At 60.7% G+C, this 19,718-nt stretch carries 19 protein-coding genes; 11 read left to right on the top strand and 8 right to left on the bottom strand.

Features of this window, described 5'->3' with window-relative positions:
- Positions 1-391 precede the first annotated feature (391 nt).
- Entirely contained in the window at positions 392-610 is a 219-nt protein-coding gene (locus ADU59_RS22175) for a DUF6500 family protein (protein ID WP_068956629.1), read from the top strand.
- Here ADU59_RS22175 and guaD read toward each other — a convergent pair.
- From guaD to ADU59_RS22195, 4 genes are all read right to left on the bottom strand, one after another.
- Positions 607-1,920 carry a guanine deaminase gene (gene guaD, locus ADU59_RS22180; protein ID WP_068956631.1) on the bottom strand — a complete coding sequence of 438 codons (1,314 nt, stop codon included), beginning with the start codon at positions 1,918-1,920 and terminating at the stop codon, positions 607-609. The two genes, ADU59_RS22175 and guaD, sit on opposite strands and share 4 nt — an antisense overlap.
- The gene (gene puuD, locus ADU59_RS22185) at positions 1,917-3,155 is read right to left on the bottom strand and encodes a urate hydroxylase PuuD (protein ID WP_068956633.1); all 1,239 of its coding nucleotides are present in this window, start codon (positions 3,153-3,155) and stop codon (positions 1,917-1,919) included. The genes guaD and puuD overlap by 4 nt, the downstream gene beginning before the upstream one ends.
- A 79-nt stretch (positions 3,156-3,234) precedes the next feature.
- Complete coding sequence (locus ADU59_RS22190; RefSeq protein ID WP_068956635.1) at positions 3,235-3,768, bottom strand: energy transducer TonB; 534 nt, start codon at positions 3,766-3,768, stop codon at positions 3,235-3,237.
- A 141-nt stretch (positions 3,769-3,909) separates the two neighbouring features.
- Positions 3,910-4,827, bottom strand: a complete 918-nt coding sequence (locus ADU59_RS22195) for a LysR substrate-binding domain-containing protein (RefSeq protein ID WP_068956637.1) — start codon at positions 4,825-4,827, stop codon at positions 3,910-3,912.
- Between ADU59_RS22195 and ADU59_RS30380 the strand changes: the two genes are divergently transcribed.
- Entirely contained in the window at positions 4,826-5,110 is a 285-nt protein-coding gene (locus tag ADU59_RS30380) for a hypothetical protein (RefSeq protein ID WP_139093208.1), read from the top strand. The two genes, ADU59_RS22195 and ADU59_RS30380, sit on opposite strands and share 2 nt — an antisense overlap.
- Here the strand turns inward: ADU59_RS30380 and xdhC are convergent.
- The 3 genes from xdhC to xdhA all read right to left on the bottom strand — a co-directional run bounded on the left by xdhC (position 5,086) and on the right by xdhA (position 9,910).
- A complete protein-coding gene (xdhC, locus tag ADU59_RS22205) occupies positions 5,086-5,898 on the bottom strand; it encodes a xanthine dehydrogenase accessory protein XdhC (protein WP_425332048.1) in 813 nt (270 codons plus the stop codon). The two genes, ADU59_RS30380 and xdhC, sit on opposite strands and share 25 nt — an antisense overlap.
- 24 nt (positions 5,899-5,922) lie before the next feature.
- Positions 5,923-8,265: a xanthine dehydrogenase molybdopterin binding subunit gene (xdhB, locus tag ADU59_RS22210; protein WP_068956948.1), complete on the bottom strand. Its 2,343-nt coding sequence runs from the start codon at positions 8,263-8,265 to the stop codon at positions 5,923-5,925.
- Between the two features lie 169 nt (positions 8,266-8,434).
- Positions 8,435-9,910: a xanthine dehydrogenase small subunit gene (gene xdhA, locus ADU59_RS22215; protein ID WP_068956641.1), complete on the bottom strand. Its 1,476-nt coding sequence runs from the start codon at positions 9,908-9,910 to the stop codon at positions 8,435-8,437.
- 223 nt (positions 9,911-10,133) lie between these two features.
- Here xdhA and glpK point away from each other — a divergent pair, with 223 nt between their 5' ends.
- The 7 genes from glpK (at position 10,134) to sbmA (ending at position 17,091) form a co-directional block, all read left to right on the top strand.
- The gene (glpK, locus tag ADU59_RS22220) at positions 10,134-11,627 is read left to right on the top strand and encodes a glycerol kinase GlpK (RefSeq protein WP_068956643.1); all 1,494 of its coding nucleotides are present in this window, start codon (positions 10,134-10,136) and stop codon (positions 11,625-11,627) included.
- 58 nt (positions 11,628-11,685) lie between these two features.
- Complete coding sequence (locus ADU59_RS22225) at positions 11,686-11,991, top strand: type II toxin-antitoxin system Phd/YefM family antitoxin (protein ID WP_068956645.1); 306 nt, start codon at positions 11,686-11,688, stop codon at positions 11,989-11,991.
- On the top strand, positions 11,988-12,410 hold the full coding sequence (locus ADU59_RS22230; protein WP_068956647.1) for a type II toxin-antitoxin system VapC family toxin: 423 nt from the start codon (positions 11,988-11,990) through the stop codon (positions 12,408-12,410). The genes ADU59_RS22225 and ADU59_RS22230 overlap by 4 nt, the downstream gene beginning before the upstream one ends.
- Before the next feature lie 118 nt (positions 12,411-12,528).
- Positions 12,529-13,587, top strand: coding sequence for an LLM class flavin-dependent oxidoreductase (locus ADU59_RS22235; RefSeq protein WP_068956649.1), 1,059 nt, complete (start codon positions 12,529-12,531; stop codon positions 13,585-13,587).
- A 77-nt stretch (positions 13,588-13,664) separates the two neighbouring features.
- Positions 13,665-14,414, top strand: a complete 750-nt coding sequence (map, locus tag ADU59_RS22240; RefSeq protein ID WP_068956652.1) for a type I methionyl aminopeptidase — start codon at positions 13,665-13,667, stop codon at positions 14,412-14,414.
- A gap of 84 nt (positions 14,415-14,498) precedes the next feature.
- Positions 14,499-15,698, top strand: a complete 1,200-nt coding sequence (locus ADU59_RS22245) for a YbfB/YjiJ family MFS transporter (protein ID WP_083198385.1) — start codon at positions 14,499-14,501, stop codon at positions 15,696-15,698.
- Between the two features lie 124 nt (positions 15,699-15,822).
- Positions 15,823-17,091: a peptide antibiotic transporter SbmA gene (sbmA, locus tag ADU59_RS22250; protein WP_068956654.1), complete on the top strand. Its 1,269-nt coding sequence runs from the start codon at positions 15,823-15,825 to the stop codon at positions 17,089-17,091.
- A 23-nt stretch (positions 17,092-17,114) separates the two neighbouring features.
- On the opposite strand, the gene ADU59_RS22255 is transcribed toward sbmA, so the two are convergent.
- Positions 17,115-18,122, bottom strand: a complete 1,008-nt coding sequence (locus ADU59_RS22255) for a polysaccharide deacetylase family protein (RefSeq protein WP_068956656.1) — start codon at positions 18,120-18,122, stop codon at positions 17,115-17,117.
- Between the two features lie 137 nt (positions 18,123-18,259).
- Between ADU59_RS22255 and ADU59_RS22260 the strand changes: the two genes are divergently transcribed.
- A complete protein-coding gene (locus ADU59_RS22260) occupies positions 18,260-18,847 on the top strand; it encodes an NnrU family protein (protein ID WP_068956658.1) in 588 nt (195 codons plus the stop codon).
- 118 nt (positions 18,848-18,965) lie between these two features.
- Complete coding sequence (locus ADU59_RS22265) at positions 18,966-19,637, top strand: tetratricopeptide repeat protein (protein ID WP_068956660.1); 672 nt, start codon at positions 18,966-18,968, stop codon at positions 19,635-19,637.
- Positions 19,638-19,718 lie beyond the last annotated feature (81 nt).

A 19,718-nucleotide genomic window follows, 5' to 3' on the forward strand; every position in this document is an offset into this window, starting at 1 on the left:
ATGCTGATATCTACTCCAGTGGGTTTTCTGCAATCGCCGATAAAAAGATGCGCTATGGCCAGACCAGAATTCAAAGACCGGCGCATGGGCGTCTATTGTTGCGGGCATCTCTTTCTGCGTGAACGGCCAGCCTTGTTGGTCGTTCACTCTGACGGAGACTGGCAGTTTTTATGTGGGAACGTGGACCATAGTGATCCACAGGAGCCTTACCACGTGAGTGTCGGAGTTTTGATTGACGTTGACGAGACACTGCAACAGGTCGCGGATCTGCCTCTCGGTGGCGAAGCCGAGCGGAAAGGTGTGGGAGAAGCTTGGATCTGTACTTTTGGAGTCCATTAGTTTGATCGTCTTCCGCTCATGGAAGTTTGAATTCGCGCATTGGAAGTTTTAGGTGAGAGCCAGCTTGAGACGGAAAATCATGGAAGTCTGCGATCGAAAGATTGCAGAAAAAGGCCCCGGTGCGGGGCTCTCCTTCTACGCGTTCTTTGCCAACAGGAATGATGACCCCGAATTGCTGATGGAAGCCGCCGAATGGTGGATACGGACACACAAGCTGGATCACTTCGAGAAAGCCGTGAAGATCAGGGCGATGGTTGAGCAGATGGCTTAACCGGCCAACCCCGCTTTCGCCGACACGCCGGCCACATAGGTCTCGGTAATCGCCCGGTCATCGCCCATCGTTTGCAGCAGGAAAAGCTCGTCCACCAGCGACGTGACCACCTCGGCCTTCAGCGCCATGGCGGGGGTCGCGGCCATGTTCAGCACGATGAAATCGGCGTCGGTGCCAGGCTCCAGCGTGCCGATCTTGTCTTCGAGCGACAGGGCTTCGGCATTGCCCAGTGTCATGTAGTAAAAACTCTCGAAGGGATTCAGCCGTTCGCCCTGCAATTGCTGGATCTTGTAGGCCTCGTCCATGGTGCGCAGCATCGAATAGCTCGATCCGCCGCCGATATCGGTGGCGACGGAGACACGGACGGGCTTTTCGCGACCCACCAGTTTTTTCAGCGGGAAGAGGCCGGAACCGAGAAAGAGGTTGGAGGTTGGGCAGTGGACGGCGATCGATCCGGTTTCGCTCATCGCATCCATTTCGCGCTCGGACAGATGGATGCAATGGCCGAACAGGGTCTTGGGGCCAAGCAGGCCGTAGCGGGCATAGACATCGGTATAGTCGGCGGCGTCCGGATAAAGCGAGCAGGTGAAATCGATCTCGTCGCGGTTTTCCGACAGATGCGTCTGCACATGCAGGTCGGGGAACTCGCGCACCAGCACTTGCGCCGCCGACATCTGTTCCGGCGTCGAGGTGATGGCAAAGCGCGGCGTGATGGCGACATGGTTGCGGCCCTTGCCATGCCATTGTTCGATGACGGCGCGGGTTTCGTCATAGCCCATCTGCGGCGTATCGAGTAGCCCTTGCGGCGCGTTGCGGTCCATCATCACCTTGCCGGCGACCATGCGCATATTGCGGCGGAGTGCTTCCGCGAAGAAGGCGTCGGCCGAGCTCTTGTGGACGGAGCAATAGGCGACTGCTGTCGTCGTGCCGTGGCGGATCATTTCGTCGAAGAAATGCGTGGCGATACGCTCAGCATGCGCCGTCTCGACGAAACGGCATTCCTCCGGGAAGGTATAGGTGTTCAGCCATTCGAGCAGGTTGGCGGCGTAGGAGCCGATCACCTGCATCTGCGGGAAATGCAGGTGCGTGTCGATGAGGCCGGGCAGGATCAGGTGCGGGCGGTGGTCGATTTCGGCGACGTCTTCGGGTGCCTGTGCCTTCACGGCCTCGTAGGCGCCGCTTGCGAGGATAAGCCCATTCTCGACCAGCAGCGCGCCGTCGGTCTCATAGGCATAGGCGTCGGTGTCCTCCAGGCTCGCCGGTGCGCGCTTGAAACTCAATGTGCGGCCGCGAATGAGGGTGGCGGTCATTCTGTCCTGCCTTCCGAAACGGCACTTTCGAACCATGCCGTCAAAAGCTTGCGCTCGTCGTCGGTCATGTCGGTGATATTGCCGGGTGGCATCGCATGGCTGCGGCCGGCCTGGATATAGATTTCGCGGGCATGGGCAGCGATCTCCGCATCATTTTCCAGCATTACGCCCTTGGGTGGCCGGTTGATGCCTTCGTAGACGGGTTCCGCCGAATGGCACATGGAGCAGCGGGTCGAGACCGTATCCTTCACGGCCGGGAAATGCGCATTGGATGCGAATTGCCGGAAAGCCGGCGCGACCTCGGCGGTGTCCTCGCCTGTCAGCACCTTCGGCACGGTCGAAAGCCACATGATCACGATGAAGATCAACAGCGTCACCAGCCAGGTCCATGTCGGTCGTCCCTTGCGGGCATGCGTGGTGTTGAACCAGTGGCGGATGGTGACGCCCATCAGGAAGACCAGTGCCGCGATCACCCAGTTATAGGCGGTGGCGAAGGCCAGCGGATAATGGTTCGACAGCATGAAGAAGATGACGGGCAGGGTCAGGTAGTTGTTGTGCAGCGAGCGTTGCTTGGCGATGACGCCGTATTTCGGATCCGGCGTGCGGCCCGCGATGAGATCGGCGACGACGACGCGCTGGTTCGGCATGATGATGAAGAAGACATTGGCCGACATGATCGTCGCGGTGAAGGCGCCGAGATGCAGGAAGGCGGCGCGGCCGGTGAAGACCTGCGTATAGCCCCAGGCCATGATGACGAGCGCCACATAGAGAATGCCCATCAGCGTCCAGGTGTTCCTGCCGAGCGGAGACTTGCACAGCAGGTCGTAGAAGATCCAGCCGATGGCGAGCGAGGCGAGCGAGATCAGGATTGCCGTGGTCGAGGAGATATCCAGCACATGCCGGTCGACCAGGAAGAGGTCGGCACCGCCGTAATAGACCAGACAGAGCATGGCAAAGCCGGACAGCCAGGTGGCGTAGCTCTCCCATTTGAACCAGGTCAGGTGCTCCGGCATGGTCGCGGGCGCGACGAGATATTTCTGAACGTGATAGAAACCGCCGCCATGCACCTGCCATTCCTCGCCATAAACCCCGGGAGGAAGATGCTCCCGTTTGACGAGGCCGAGATCGAGCGCGATGAAATAGAACGACGAGCCGATCCAGGCGATGGCGGTAATGACGTGCAGCCAGCGAACGGCAAAGGCCAGCCATTCCCAGGCGATGGCGAATTCATACATGTAAGGTCCCCATTCTTGCCTCCCGCTTCGCTACTGTGCGAAAAAACAGCGGCATGGGAAAGAGGCAAACGTGATGTCTTTAGCGCCCTGCGAGAATTGCGATCATTTCTTTCGTCTTCACGCCCCGGCGGGTCTTCTCGAAGGTGGAATAGGACAAGCGCCCGTTCGCAAGGGCAGCGGCCAGGCGCTGGCAACCGACTTCAAGCGCCTTTGAACGCGGGGTGTGCGTGTAGGTCGTCATCTCGGCGAGATCGGCAGGATTTCCAAGCTGCTTGCGGCAAAGCTTCACGAATTTTTCCCGCTGAGCGGCATCGTTTCTCAATTCTTTCTGCATGGCCCCGTAGGCCTTGGCGTCCATCTCTTTCGATTTCGCAGTCGGGGTGACCGTCAGAACATAGTCGCGGTAAGGCTTTGGATTGGGAACGAGTGTGCTGAACTGGCGCCGCGCTTCGTTGGCTATGGCGCGGTCGCGGGCGTGGTCTCCGGAGGACGTGCCAAGCTTCACATCCGCCAGTCTTCCATAGGCGTCGGTTTCAAAGTGGACGACGGTTGCCCCGGTGCATGAGGAAAGTGCAAGCATCATGAAAAGGCAGGCGGCAAAAATTTTCGGCATGAATGATCCCCTTGATTGCGCGCACTTTTGAGCGAAGCGTGGGGAAAAAGAAAGTACCCTCTATGCGTGTTTCCCGTATTTCGAGTGGAATCCTCCGGACATGATTAATTCGCTGTCTGGCGAATCGCACTGGGATTGGCGTCACTCGTAGAAGGGCGCGAGTTCCTCAAGAAGCCAGTCGCGGAAATCGCGGATCTTCGGAATGTTGCGCCGGCTTTCCGGATAGACCAGCCAGTAATCGCGCCCATCGTGGCAGGTGAGTTCGAAGGGCTGGAAGAGGCGGCCGCTTTCTGCTTCTTCCTGGAAATGCTTCGGATTGACAATGGCAACCCCCTGGCTGGCGAGCGCCATGCCGGCATCGAACGATTGTGTTCCGAGTTCATTGGCGGGGAAGCGGCTCAGGCCAGGATCGTCGATGCCGGCTGCCGCAAACCACTGCTTCCACCAGGGATCGGCGGCGCTGATGATCGGCAGTTTCAGAAGGTCAGCCGGCTCGTGGATACCGCCGACGGTGGCGGCGAGTTTCGGGCTGAGCATCGGCGAGAAATCCATCCGCATGATGCGGTGCATTTTCAATCCGGGCCAGTGGCCGGTGCCCCAGCGGATCGCGACATCGGCCTGGGTGCTGGCGAAATCGTTGACCACGGGCGAGGTGGAAAGCCGCACCGCGATGTTCGGATGCTTGAGCTGGAAACCACCGAGATAGCGCGTCAACCATTGCTGCGCGAAGGTGGCGGTCGAATCGATATGCAGCAGCTGGCCGGCGTCGGAGCGCAACGCCGCGATTGCCTCCTCCAGGATCGAAAAACCCTGGGCGACCTTCGGCGCCAGCCTTTCGCCCGCTTCGGTGAGGCTCACCTGCCGGGTGCGCCGGAAAAAGAGCGGCTCGCCGACATGATCTTCCAGCAGCTTGATCTGATAGCTGACGGCCGTCTGCGTCATGCGCAGTTCATCGCCTGCCTTGGTGAAGCTGCCGAGGCGCGCGGCTGCCTCGAACACGCGAAGGGCATTCAGCGGCATCTTTCTCGACATCTTCATGGATAAGTTCTCTTGATGCATGCAGGCGATTGTTCGATTGGAATTGGAGCATGTTTGCGGGCATGCTGCAATCACATTCAGGCCAACAACAGGTGCCGCCATGGATTGCCAAGCAATTGAAAGATATCAACCAATGCCGGAGCGCCGCACGGAAGGATGGCGTTCGATGCTGGCGCGGCTGCTGTACAGCCTTCGGCCAAACTATCCGAAACTCGATCTCGAGGTGATGTCCGACTACATGAAACGGGACATGGGTTTCATGGATGGGCGCGACCCGCGTCAGGATTCGGATCTGACCCGATAGGTCTCGATCGCCGCCAGGATTTCGGCCGATGTCATGGCGGCGATGACGGCCGGGCGTTTGTCTTGAACCGTTTTGCCGCCAATGGGCAGCACCAGCTTGCCGATCGCATCCTCGTCCAGACCTTCCCGCCGCGCCCAGCTTGCAAAGGTGGCGCGCTTGGTTTTCGAGCCGATCATGCCGACATAGGCGAGATCGTCGCGGGCGAGCGCTTCCTTGGCAATCAAGAAATCGAGCGCATGGTCATGGGTGAGGATCACGATGGCTGCGCCCGGCGCGATATCCTTGACGATTGATTCCGGCATGGCGACCAGCCGATGGCTGGCACCGGCCGACATCAGGTCGAGCTCACTCTTTCGCGTTTCCACCGCATAGGTCTTCAGCGGTAGAAGCAGCAGCGCATCGGCAAGCGCGCGGCCGACATGGCCGGCCCCGAACAGCCAGACGTCCGGCAGGGCCTCGGCCTTTTGCTTGAGTGTTGCCTCAAGCGCTGCCCGTACGGCATCATCGCCGATGCGGAACGACAGGATCACGCGGCCGCCGCAGCATTGGCCGATGTCGGGACCGAGCGGAATATCCATTTCGACCTGATCACTGACACCGGCCAGAAGCGCCCGGGCATTGTCGATCGCCAGATGCTCCATCTGTCCGCCGCCGATCGTTCCATGCGTATCCGTTGGCGAAACCAGCATGAAGGCGCCGGTTTCGCGCGGCGTCGAGCCGAAGGTTTGTTTGATCTCGACAATGACCAGCTTGTATTCGCGCTCAAGGAAGGCCTCGAGATTATCGATTGCAAAGTTCATTTCTATTGCTCTCTAGGCTTTCGCTGCGCGCAGGCGCTCCACCGCCATCAGCACCCGTTCCGGCGTCGCAGGGGCATCGAGCCTCGGGCATTCGCGGTAGTCTGCGACGCTGGCAACGGCCATCGACAGGGCTTCCAGCACCGAGATCGGCAGCATGAATGGCGGTTCGCCGACCGCCTTGGAGCGGCCGATGGTCATTTCGGCATTTTCGGCCCATTCCGCCAGTTTGACGTTGAAGATCTTCGGCCGGTCGGAGGCGAGCGGAATCTTGTAGGTCGATGGCGCATGGGTGCGCAGCCGGCCCTTGGCGTCCCACCAGAGTTCTTCCGTCGTCAGCCAGCCCATGCCCTGCACGAAGGCACCCTCCACCTGGCCGATATCGATGGCCGGGTTGAGCGACTTGCCGACATCGTGCAGCACATCGACCCGATCGACCATGTATTCGCCCGTCAGCGTATCGATCGACACCTCGGAGACGGAAGCGCCATAGGCGAAATAGTAGAACGGTGTGCCGCGCCCGGTATTGCGGTCCCAGTGGATTTTCGGGGTCTTGTAGAAGCCGGCGGCCGACAGTTGCACGCGGGCGAAATAGGCCTGCTTGATGAAGTCGGGGAAGGGCACCCGTTCCTCGCCGATCTTCACGTGGTTCGGCACGAAGCTGATGTTTTCCGCGTCCGTCTGCCAGCGCTCCGCGGCAAAGGCGATCAGCCGTTCCTTGATCTGCCGGGCGGCATCGTAGGCCGCCATGCCGTTGAGGTCGGAACCGGAGGAGGCGGCGGTCGCCGAGGTGTTCGGCACTTTTCCGGTGGTCGTCGCGGTAATCTTCACATGGGCGATATCGACCTGAAAACTCTCGGCCAGAACCTGCGCCACCTTGGTATAGAGCCCCTGGCCCATTTCCGTGCCGCCATGGTTCAGGTGGATCGAGCCGTCCTGATAGACATGTACCAGCGCACCCGCCTGGTTGAAGGCGGTCATGGTGAAGGAAATGCCGAATTTCACCGGCGTCAGGGCAATGCCCTTGCGGATGACACGGCTCGTCCTGTTGAAGTCGATGATCGCCTTGCGGCGGGCCTGATAACCGGAGCTTTTCTCCAGTTCTGCAACGATGCGGTGGATGATGTTGTCTTCCACCTGCTGGTGATAGGGCGTCAGATCGCGGCCGGAGCCTTTCTCGCCGTAGAAATTCAGCTTGCGGATCTCCAGCGGATCCTTGCCGAGCGCATAGGCAATTTCCTCGATGATCCGCTCGCCGCCGACCATGCCCTGCGGGCCGCCGAAGCCGCGATAGGCGGTGTTGGAGACGGTATGCGTCTTCAAGGGTTGCGAGGTGAGTTTTACGTGCGGATAGAAATAGGAGCTGTCGGCATGAAACAGCGCACGGTCGGTGACCGGGCCGGACAGGTCCGAGGAATAGCCGCAGCGCGCCGCATAGTTGGCCTTGACCGCATGGATGCGGCCGTCGTCGTCAAAGCCGACCTCGTAATCGACGAGAAAGTCGTGTCGCTTGCCGGTCGCCGTCATATCCTCGTCGCGGTCGGGCCGGAATTTGACGGCGCGGTTGAGCTTCTTGGCAGCGACGGCTGCGAGTGCAGCGAACTGGTTGCCCTGCGTTTCCTTGCCGCCGAAACCGCCGCCCATGCGGCGGACCTGCACGGTGACCGCATTGGAGGGAACGCCCAGCACATGGCCAACCATGTGCTGCACCTCGCTCGGATGCTGCGTCGAAGACCAGACGGTGATCTCGTCGTCTTCGCCGGGAATGGCCATGGCGATATGGCTTTCGAGGTAGAAATGCTCCTGGCCACCGATCCGCATCCGGCCGGTGAGCCGACGGGGCGATAGTTCAAGTTCCGCCTCGGCATCGCCGCGCGACAAGGTCAATGGCTTGGTGACGACCTCGGCGCCATTGTCCAGCGCGTCGAGAATATCCGTATGGTGCGGCAGATCGCGATAGGTGATCTTCGCCTTGCGGGCCGCACGCCGGGCGATATTGCGGGTTTCGGCGATGACGGCGAAGGCCGGCTGGCCGTGAAACTGCACCAGGCCATCGGCCAGCACCGGCTCGTCGTCGAGATGGCTGGGGCTGATATCGTTGGAATGCGGCATGTCCTTCGCGGTCAGCACGCAGACGACGCCGGGATAGCCCTCGACCCCGGACAGGTCCATCGACAGGATTTCGGCATGGGCGCGATCGGTCATGCCGAGTGCCCCATGCAGCGTTCCCGCCGGTTCGGGAATGTCGTCGATATAGTCGGCGGTGCCGGAGACATGCTTGTGGGCGCTGTCGTGGCGCAGGGACGAATGCATCGGGCCTGTGATCGTCTTGCGCTCTTCGAAGGTGGATTTGTCCATCATGTCTGGCTCCGATTGGTGGCGCGTGTGCCCCTCATCCGGCCTGTCGGCCACCTCCTTCCCGTCGAAACGGGGAGAAGGGACAAGCGGCATGCCTGGTCATTCCCTCTGCCTGCTTGCGGGGAGAGGGTTAGGGTGAGGGGCTGTTCCAGCCCGATCTTAGCGGTGCTCATGCCGTCACCTCGAACCGGACGAGTTCCGCCTTTTCCCCCGACGTCTCCAGGAAAAACCGCAGCAGCAGATTTTTCGCCGTCAGCATGCGATAGGCCGCCGTTGCCCGCCAGTCGCTCAGCGGCTGGTAGTCCTGTTCGAATGCGGCCTGCGCCAGGTTTACCGTCTCCTCGCTCCAGAGCTTGCCGATCAGTGCCGCCTCGACAGCAGCAGCTCGTTTCGGCGTGCCTGCCATGCCGCCAAACGCGATCCGTGCCGAGGTCACGAGGCCAGCGCTATCGAGCGCGATGCGGAAGGCGCCGCAGAGCGCCGAGATATCCTCATCCCGGCGCTTGGAAATCTTGTAGACCGCGAAATGATCGTCCTCCGGCAGGTTCGGCACGAAGACGCTTTCGACGAATTCGCCGGGCTTGCGGTCCTGCCGGCCATAGTCGATGAAATAATCTTCAAGCGGCACGGTGCGCTGTCCGGCCTTCGATCGCAGGGTGATGCTGGCGCCAAGCGCGATCAATGGCGGCGGGGTGTCGCCGATCGGCGAGCCGTTGGCGATATTGCCGCCGATCGTGCCCATATTGCGCACCTGCTGGCCGCCGAGCCGGTCGAGCATCTGGCCGAAGGCGGGGTAGCGCGCCGAAATCAGATCGAAGGCGGCCGTGTAGCTGACGCCGGCGCCGATGGTGATGCCATCGGCTGTTTCGCCAACGGACTGGAGGTCTTCGAGCCCGTTGATGAAGATGACGGGGTTGAGCTCGCGCATCTGCTTGGTGACCCAGAGGCCGACATCGGTGGAGCCCGCGACGATGGTCGCCGTGGGGTACTCCGCCAGCAGCTCGGCAAGATCGGCGGCGGTGCCGGGCACGATCATGCTGGTTTCCCCATCGGACAGCCGGATCGTGTCGGCCGAGTGGATGGCTTTGAGTTTCGCGGTGATCTCTCTACGCACCTTGACGATCGGATCGAAGACCGCGTCCGGCCTTGCCTGCGCGACGGCCTCTGCCGCCTTGACGATTGGCTCGTAGCCTGTGCACCGACAGAGATTGCCCTGCAGCGCCTTCTCGATACCGGCGCGGCCGGGGTTGTCGTTCGAGAGCCAGAGCCCATAGAGCGACATGACGAAACCGGGCGTGCAGAAACCGCATTGCGAGCCGTGATAATCGACCATGGCCTGCTGAACCGGGTGCAGCGTTCCGTCCTTTGCCGCCAGATGCTCGACGGTGACGACGTGGGTGGCATTCAGCGAGCCGGTGAAGCGGATACAGGCATTGACGCTCTCATAGACAAGACCATCGCCCGCAAGGCGGCCGACGAGGACGGTGCAGGCGCCGCAGTCGCCTTCCGCGCAGCCTTCCTTGGTTCCCGTCAACCGGCGCTCGAGGCGCAGGAAATCCAGCAGCGTCGCGGTTGGCTGCACGGCGCTCAGCGCAATCTCCCGGTCGTTCAGGATGAAGCGGATGCTGCCGGTGGATTGTGTCATGGGGTCTCTTCTTTTTATTGCGACTCTTGAAACTATGCCCAAAACCGGCACCGTGACAATTGCGTTTTTGCTATCGCACACCCGGCTCTTTTACATGTATGAAAGCGCCTGCCCTTGCGTTTTGTTTTCGTTTGACATTCGTTTTTGCATCGTATTGAAGTTTTTGAAATGGCTTGCCGTCTTGAGGAGAGAATGCGGGCTTAAAAACGTTGGGAGGGGCAAGATGAGCGGATATGTTCTCGCAATCGATCAGGGCACGACATCGAGCCGGGCGATCGTTTTTGACAAAGACCAGAAAATCATCGGCTCCGGGCAAAAGGAATTCAAGCAGCATTTCCCGAAATCCGGCTGGGTCGAGCACGATCCCGAGGAAATCTGGGATACCGTCGTCTGGACGATCAAGGAAGCGATCCACAAGGCCGGTATTCAGGCCAGCGACCTGTCGGCCATTGGCATCACCAACCAGCGCGAAACGGTGGTCGTCTGGGAACGCGACAGCGGCAAACCGATCCACAATGCCATTGTCTGGCAGGATCGCCGCACCGCGTCCTATTGCGACAAGCTGAAACGCCAGGGGCTGGAAAAGACGTTTGCCAAGAAGACTGGCCTGCTGCTCGACCCCTATTTTTCGGGGACCAAACTTTCCTGGATGCTTGCCAACGTCAAGGGTGCGCGAGCGCGCGGCGCCAAGAGCGAATTGTGCTTCGGCACGGTCGATACCTTCCTCATCTGGCGGCTGACGGGGGGGAAATCCTTCGTGACCGATGCGACCAACGCTTCCCGCACGCTGATGTTCAACATCGCCACCAATGACTGGGACCGCGATCTGCTGGAAATCCTGCGGGTTCCCGAGGCAATGCTGCCGGAGGTTCTCGATTGTGCTGCCGATTTCGGCGTCACGGATGCATCGATCTTCGGCGCGGCAATTCCGATCCTCGGCGTTGCCGGAGACCAGCAGGCGGCGACCATCGGCCAGGCCTGCTTCCAGCCGGGTATGATGAAATCCACCTATGGCACCGGCTGCTTCGCGCTGTTGAACACCGGCAAGGATATCGTCCGTTCGAAGAACCGGCTGTTGACGACGATTGCCTATCGTCTCGACGGCGAAACCACCTATGCGCTGGAAGGCTCGATCTTCGTTGCCGGTGCCGCCGTCCAGTGGCTGCGCGATGGTCTCAAGGTCATCAAGGCAGCGTCGGATACCGGCACGCTCGCCGAAAGCGCTGATCCGTCGCAGGAGGTCTATCTGGTGCCGGCCTTCACCGGGCTTGGCGCCCCGCATTGGGATCCGGATGCACGCGGCGCCATCTTCGGCATGACACGCAATACCGGCCCGGCCGAATTCGCCCGCGCAGCGCTTGAGGCCGTTTGCTACCAGACGCGCGACCTGCTCGATGCCATGCACAAGGACTGGAAGACCGACGGCAAGGAGACCGTGCTGCGCGTCGACGGCGGCATGGTCGCTTCCGACTGGACGATGCAGCGCCTGTCCGACCTGCTCGACGCCCCGGTCGACCGGCCGACCATTCTGGAGACCACGGCACTTGGCGTCGCCTGGCTTGCCGGCAGCCGGGCAGGGGTCTGGCCGAACCAGAAGGATTTCGCCAGGTCCTGGGCGCGCGACCAGCGCTTCGAACCGGCGATGGACGAGAAGACGCGGGCCGGCAAGCTGAAGGGCTGGCGCAATGCGGTGCGGCGGACGCTGAGCGACGGTTAGCAAATATTGTCTTCGATCGCCAAATGTAGTAACGTTGCTACAATTGATGGAGGCGCCGATGAGCACCACATTTTCCAGCCGGGAATTCAACCAGGACACGGGCCGGGCCAAGAAGGCTGCGGTGGATGGCCCCGTGTTCATCACTGACCGGGGCCGGCCGGCGCATGTGCTACTGTCGATCGAAGAGTATCAGAAGCTGACACGTGACAGAAGCGATCTCCCGGATGCGGAAGCCTCTGGTCAAAACCATAAGAAGAATATCCTCGAACTTCTGGCTATGCCGGGATTGGAGGACATTGATGACGACTTCGAGTTTCCCGAAATGAAGGGGGACTGGGGTCTTAAAGTCCCCGATTTCTCGTGAAGTATATTCTTGATACCAACGTCATTTCCGAGTTTCGCAAGGCTGCCAGCGGCAGATGTCATCCGCGCGTGAAGGATTGGGTCGAGACCGTCGATCCGGAAGAGATGTACCTTTCCGTCATCACGCTTATGGAGCTGGAGGTCGGCTATCTGTCGTTGAGGCGTCGTGATCAGCTGCAGGCTGTGCGCCTAAAAGCTTGGATATCAGACTATATTCCGAGGATTTTCAGGGATCGCATTCTGGTATTTGACGAAGCGGTGGCTCTTGTTTGTGCTGGCTTGCATGTCCCAGATAAACGGCCGGAGCGGGATGCGATCATCGCTGCCACGGCGCTTTGCTACGGCCTGACTGTCGTTACCCGCAATACCCGGGATTTCATCGGCACCGGCGTGCGTCTGCTTAACCCATGGGAATCGTGACCCTTCTGGAAACGCACTGTTTCAAGCGTTGCGCTGTGATGCGCCTGCAATGTTGATTATCTGAGCTATCGAAACACTCTCTTCGCCCCATCGGGCTGATCGAACAGGCAGGAATCTCATGGAACTCGGTCTTTATACCTTCGGAGACGTACACCCGCAGGCGCCGGACGGGCGCGGCAGGGAAGGCGAGGAGCGGGTTCGCCAACTGATCGAGGAAATCGAGCTGGCCGATCAGGTCGGGCTCGACGTCTTCGGGCTTGGCGAGCATCACCGGCCGGATTATGTCGCCTCCGCTCCGGCAATGATCCTTGCAGCCGCTGCCGCCCGGACCAAAAACATCAAATTGACCAGCGCCGTTACGGTGCTGAGCTCGGACGATCCAGTGCGGGTGTTCCAGCAGTTTGCGACACTGGACCTGATTTCCAATGGCCGGGCCGAGATCATGGCGGGGCGAGGCTCGTTCATCGAGTCCTTCCCGTTGTTCGGCTACGATCTCGAGGACTATGACCAGCTGTTTTCCGAAAAACTGGAGCTGTTGCTGGCGATCCGCGACGGCGAAAAGGTCACATGGTCCGGCGAGAAGCGCGCGGCGATCAATGATCGCGGTGTCTATCCGCGCCCTGTGAACGATCCGCTTCCGGTCTGGATTGCTGTTGGCGGCACGCCGCAGTCGGTGGCCCGTGCCGGTGCGCTTGGCCTACCGGTGGCGCTGGCAATCATCGGCGGCGAGCCGGCGCGCTATGCGCCGCTGTTCGATCTCTATCGCGAGGCTGCGCGCCGGGCGGGGCAGGATGCGGGCAAGCTGAAGACCAGCATCAACGTCCACGGCTTCATCGCCGATACGACGGAAAAGGCTGGCGACCAGTTCTACGGTCCGCAGGCCGAGGTGATGAACCGCATCGGCCGCGAGCGTGGCTGGGGGCCGACCAGCCGGGCGCATTTCAACCAGTCGATCGGACCGGACGGCAACCTCTTTCTTGGCGATCCCGATGCGGTGGCGGAAAAGATCGTCCGCCATCAGAAGATCTTCAAGAACGATCGCTTCCTCCTGCAGATGGCGATCGGCCTGATGCCGCATGACCAGATCATGCGTGGCATCGAACTGTACGGAACGAAGGTGGCGCCGCTGGTGCGGGCGGCGCTGGCGGACGGCAAGAAACAGCCGGAAATCGCCTGAAATCGTCGTTTTCCTGCCGATGATGTCTGGATCGGCCGCTTTCGGCGCGTTACATAAACAGCCGAAAGCGAGAGACGATGACACTCAACAACGACGAAGACCTCGAGCGGCTGAAGGAAATCGGCCGGATCTGCGCCAATGCGATACAGGTGATGGCAACGGCGCTGGAGCCGGGCATGACGACGGCGGAGCTCGATGCCATCGGCCGCAAGGTTCTGGAGGATGCCGGTGCCCGTTCTGCGCCGGAACTCTCCTATAATTTTCCCGGTGCCACCTGTATCAGCGTCAACGAGGAAGTCGCCCATGGCATACCGGGCGCGCGCATCATTCAGGCCGGCGATCTCGTCAATATCGATGTTTCGGCCGAAAAGAACGGCCTGTTTGCCGATACCGGCGCGTCCTTTGCCGTTCCGCCCATCAAGCCGCAGATCGAACGTCTCTGTCGCGATGGCAAGAGGGCCATGTGGGTCGGGCTGAACGAGGTGAAATCAGGCAAGCCGCTGGCGGCGATCGGCAATGCCATCGGCAGCTTTGCCAGGAAAAACCGCTATACGCTCATCACCAATCTTGCCAGCCACGGCGTTGGCCGTTCGCTGCATGAGGAGCCGACGGAAATCGCCACCTGGCCGGACAAGCACGAGAAGCGGCGGATGACCGACGGCATGGTCTTTACCGTTGAGCCGTTCCTGTCGCTGGGCGCGCAATGGGCCGAGGGTGGCGATGACGAATGGACGCTGCTGAGCGAACCGCGCGCGCCGACGGTTCAATACGAGCACACGGTCGTGGTGACGCGCAACGGGCCGCTGGTCGTCACCCTGCCGGGTTGATCGCGCCGTTGCATTCACGCGGCTGAATGGCACCATCAATTTTTATCGTTTGTCGTCGCCGTGTTGCATTGCGATAGACGAGGCATGACCACGCTGGACCGCCCGTTGCACCAAAATCTTGCTCCCACTGCCTTTGCGGGCGCCATCGCCATGGCGGTCGCCATGGGCTTCGGCCGATTTTCCTATACGCCGATCCTGCCCGGCATGATGACGGATCTCGGGCTGACCCCGGCCAATGCCGGGTTGATCGCCGCGGCCAATTTCATCGGCTATCTGCTCGGTGCCATTGCTGCCGGCTATGGCTGGGCGGCCGGACGGGAGAGGGCCATCGCCCTGTCGGCGCTGGCCGCAACGGCGGCGCTGCTTCTCGCCATGGGGCTGACATCGTCGTTGCTGCTGTTCTCCCTCATCCGCTTTCTCGCCGGCGTGGCCAGCGCCTTCACCATGATCTTCACGTCGGCGATTGTCCTGAGCCGGGGGATGGCTGCCGGCAATCCGCATGTCCAGTCGGTGCATTTCGGCGGTGTCGGCATGGGCATCGCGCTCTCCTCGCTGATGGTCTTCCTTTTGCCGGCGGGTGGCTTCGGCCTGTTTGCCAGCTGGCAGGCGGCCTGGTTCGGCGGCGCTGTCATCGCCTGTCTCGGGACGGTCATCGTGGCAGTGCTTCTGCCTGAAGGCCCGGCAGCGGGGAAAAGCGGCGAGGCGGAAAAGCCGCTGGTCTGGACCCGCCCGCTGGTGGTCGTCACGCTCACCTACGGCCTGTTCGGTTTCGGCTATATCATCACCGCCACCTTTCTCGTCGCCATGGCACGGCAGGGGGCGAGCGACCATACGGTCGAATTCCTCGCCTGGTTCATCACCGGCCTGAGCGCCGCCGTGTCGGTGCACATCTGGCGCCGTGCCGTGCCGCGTCTGGGGATCGTCGGTGTCTATCTCGCTGGTCTGCTGGTCGAGGCTATCGGGCTGGTCCTGACGGTTTCGCTGCCATCGCCCTATGCGCCGCTGATCGGCGGGCTGCTGCTCGGGCTGACCTTCATCATGGTCACGGCCTATGGCCTGCAGATCGGCCGCGCGCTGGCGCCCGCCAGCCCGCGCAAGGCGCTGGCCTTCATGACCGCCGCCTTCGGCGTCGGCCAGATCGCCGGCCCGCTGGTGGCCGGATGGCTGGCGCAGGGCAGCGGCAGCTTCACCGCGTCAACGCTTTTGGCGGCAGGGGTGCTTTTGTTCTGCGCCGCGCTGACCGGGCTGGAGATACGCCGGATCGTCGCCGCGGCCGGTGCATGAGCGACTGACGATTAAATAACGGTAACGTTGGCTTGGCGTGATTGGCAGGGCAGGGATTTTGCCCTAGTTTCGCTGCTTCGAAGCGTGGGTGTTCACCCACCTCAAGAAACGCGAGTGTTGCCTCTTGTTCCATTCCTTTTTTCCTAAACCGAAGCTGTTTTTTATCTCGGCTTTCCTATGGGCCATCCTAGTCATCGGATCTTGGTATGCAGGGGGAAGTGCGCTAGGTTCCGCACTCGGCTTTGCGGCCCGCGATCCCAATGCCGGGGTGGATGTTTCGCTGTTCTGGTCCGGGGCGTTCTTGTGGTTCTACATTTATTACGCGGTGGCCACTGCGGTCTTTTCCGCCTTCTGGTTCTGGTACGCTCCCCACCGCTGGCAATACTGGTCGGTGGTGGGAAGCTCTTTGATTGTCTTCGTGACCTATTTTTCGGTGCAGGTCAGCGTTGCATTCAATGCTTGGTACGGCCCCTACTATGACCTCCTCCAACAGGCTATGGCGAAGACCGCCCCGGTGACGGTGGAGCAGCTCTATACCGGGCTTCTCGGGATCACAGGCATCGCTTTCGTATCCATAACGGTCAGCGTGCTGAACCTGTTCTTCGTCAGCCACTACATCTTTCGCTGGCGCACGGCGATGAACGAATTCTACATGGCGAACTGGTCGAAGCTTCGTCACATCGAGGGCGCTTCGCAGCGCGTGCAGGAAGATACGATGCGTTTTTCCACGACGGTCGAAGGTCTCGGTGTCGGCTTCGTCAGGGCGATCATGACGCTGATTGCCTTCATGCCGGTGCTTTTCACCTTTTCCGACAGGATCAACGAACTGCCGATCATCGGGGTGGTCCCGCATGCGCTGGTCTGGGCAGCGATCTTCTGGTCATTGTTCGGCACCCTTTTCCTGGCAGTCGTCGGAATCAAGCTGCCTGGTCTTGAATTCCGCAACCAACGCGTCGAAGCAGCCTACCGCAAGGAACTCGTCTATGGCGAAGACCATGAGGATCGGGCTCAGCCGGCGACGGTGGCCGAGCTTTTCACCAACGTTCGGAAGAACTACTTCCGGCTCTATTTCCACTATCTCTACTTCAACATCGCCCGCTTTTTCTATCTCCGTGCGGATGACCTCTTTAGTCTGCTCGTGCTGATTCCGTCAGTCGCCGCCGGGAAGGTGACGCTGGGCGTCTTCACTCAGGTCAGCAACGTCTTCGATCAGGTGCGGTCATCGTTTCAATTCCTGATCAATTCCTGGACGACGATCGTTGAACTGATATCCATCTATAAGCGCTTGAAGGCTTTTGAAGCCACGATCGACGATGCACCGCTGCCTGCGATCGACCAACGGTACCTTGAGCGCGAAGAAACCGACGGTGAACTCACGGCCGACAAGCCGTAAGCGGAGAGTTCACGAAAACAACATCAAAAGGCGGAGCGATCCGCCTTTTTCTGTTTGGCGATCAGCGGCAGTGCCTCGGCATAGCTGACGCAGGCGACGTCCTGTCTGCCGCAGGTCTCGGTCAGGAACCGGTCGAGCGCCCGCCAATAGGCGCCGCCGTTCATTTCGACGAAATGGAAGCCGAGCTGCAGCGGAATGCGGTCACCCTGATATTGTGCCGCGAAGGCTTTCCGGTAGGCGTCCAGCGCCCGCTCTTCGAAGGCGGCGCTGTCCTTTCTGTTCTCCACGCCCATCGAGTGGCGGACGAAGAGATTGTAGTCCATGCCGATCACCCGGCGCTGCTGCGGACCTTCCGGAATGAGCGGCAGTCCGAAGCGGGGCATGCCGTCCGCATCCGACGGCCAGCCGGGGCCCTTGGTGACGAGGCTTGCATCATAGGTAAAGCCCGCCTGTTTGAGCGCGGGCAGCAAACCGTCGCTGAGCGACAGGTAGGGTGCACGGAATCCCTTGATATCTTTGGCTGCGAAATCCGCCCAGCCCTGCGGTTCCTCGCTTTCGATGCCGCCCGCCTTCCAGGCATTTGCAAGAGCCGCGTGAAAAGAGGTGAACTCTTGTTTCCAGTCCGCAGCGCTCCAGCCCTTGCCGTCGAAATGGCCGCAGGCATGGCTGCCGATGTCATGGCCGTCCAGATGCGCCTGCCAGATATGGCGGGCGCGGGCCTGAACCTCTTCGCGGCTCTGGGCGAAGCCGACATTGGAGCGCCCGGCCTTCTGGCCCGGCGCCTGATAGGCCTTGCCGCCTTCCGCTCTGGTCATCAGGAAGGTGCAGGAGAGGAAGTAGGTGAAATGCGCGCCTGTCCGCTTGGCCATTTCCAGGCTCTTGTCCCAGAGCCGGTTGTCATGGGCGCCATCGAAGGAGATGATGACGAGCTGCTTGCGCTCGGGAGCAACCGGCGGCTCGACGGCATGGGCGAGGGCGGGGACCAGTGCCAATGCGGCAGCAAGGCCGGAAGCGGTGGAAAATCGGGGCATGCGAAAACCTTGGGCGGCGGATAAGGGATCGCGACCCCTGACCCAAGAATGCGGCAATCCTTTGATCGCTCTGGAAAAAGGTCGGCGTTACCGATATGCGATAGGTTCGGAATTCATAACAGTCACGGGTGTCACGCATGGCCTTTCTCATCCTCGGTATCATCATCTTCCTGGGCATCCATCTGGTCAAAAGTTTTGCGCCCGGTCTTCGCGCCGCGATCGTCACGCAGGGCGGTGTCGGGCTTTGGCATGCCATTCACGGGTTTTGTGCTCTCCTGGGCCTCTGTCTGATCGTCTATGGGTTCGATGTGTCGCGGGCAACGACCGGTATTCTCTACACGCCGCCGAAGTTTCTCACGCATATCGCGCTGACGCTGATGCTGATCGCCTTCATCTGTCTGGCCGCGGCCTTCCTGCCCGCCGGCCGGATCAAGACCGCGACGAAGCATCCCGCCGTTCTGGCCATCAAGATCTGGGCGCTGGCGCATCTGATGGCGAACGGCGAGGTCAATTCCGTGTTGCTGTTCGGCTCGTTTCTCATCTGGGGCGTGCTTCTGCGCATCTCGATGAAGCGCCGCTGGCGGGCGGGAAGCGTGACGCATCCGGTCTTCGTGTCCTACACATACGATGCCATCGCGGTCATCGTGGCGCTGGCCGTCTATGTTTTGTTTATCTGGAAGTTGCATGAACTGCTGATCGGCGTTGCGCCGATTGTCATGGGCTAATTGGAGCTAATCGGGGCTAAATCGCGCTGCCCCCTTACAACGGCTGCAAAATACGGTAGAAGCGCGGAAATCTTTACATTCATCTTTGCAGGGAAGGCCGGGCAACCGGAACTTAGGAATGGCGAACCAAGACGAGAGCTTTATCCGCGAAGTCAACGAAGAACTGCGTTCCGAACAGGTGAAAGCCGTCTGGGCGCGGTTTGGCAGCATCTTCATCGGGATCGCCATTCTGATCGTGCTGGGAACCATCGGCAAAGTCGGCTACGAATACTGGCATGAAACCTCGGCCTCCAAGTCGGGCGACGAGTTCCTCGCAGCGTTGACGCTGTCGAAGGAAAACAAGACCGACGAGGCGCTCGCAGCGCTGAACACGCTGGAGAAGGACGGCTACGGTGCCTATCCGGTGCTGGCAAAGATGCGGGCCGCAACCCTGCAGGCGCAGAAGGGCGACACGGCAGCCGCCGTTCAGATCTTCTCCGATATCGCCAAGGATGCCAGCCTGCCGCAGGCGATGCGCGATGCCGCCCGCATGCGCGCCGCCTATCTGCTGGTCGATACCGGTACCTACGAGCAGGTTTCGGCCGAGGCTGAACAGCTGGCCGTTCCCGGCAATGGACTGCGGCATTCGGCGCGCGAAGCGCTGGGGCTCGCCGCCTACAAGGCCGGCGACATGGCCAAGGCCAAGACCTGGTTCCAGCAGATCGCTGATGATGCCGAGACCCCGCGCAATCTGGCAAACCGCGCCCAGATGCTGCTTGATCTGATTACCGCAAGCGGAAAGGTGTCCTGAACGGACGCCCAAGAAAACAAAATTGGAGCATGATATTTCCGGATAGGCTTTCCGGTATCATGCTCTGAAGACAGGATTGTT

This window comes from Pararhizobium polonicum, from assembly GCF_001687365.1.
GTDB classification, from domain to species: Bacteria; Pseudomonadota; Alphaproteobacteria; order Rhizobiales; family Rhizobiaceae; genus Pararhizobium; species Pararhizobium polonicum.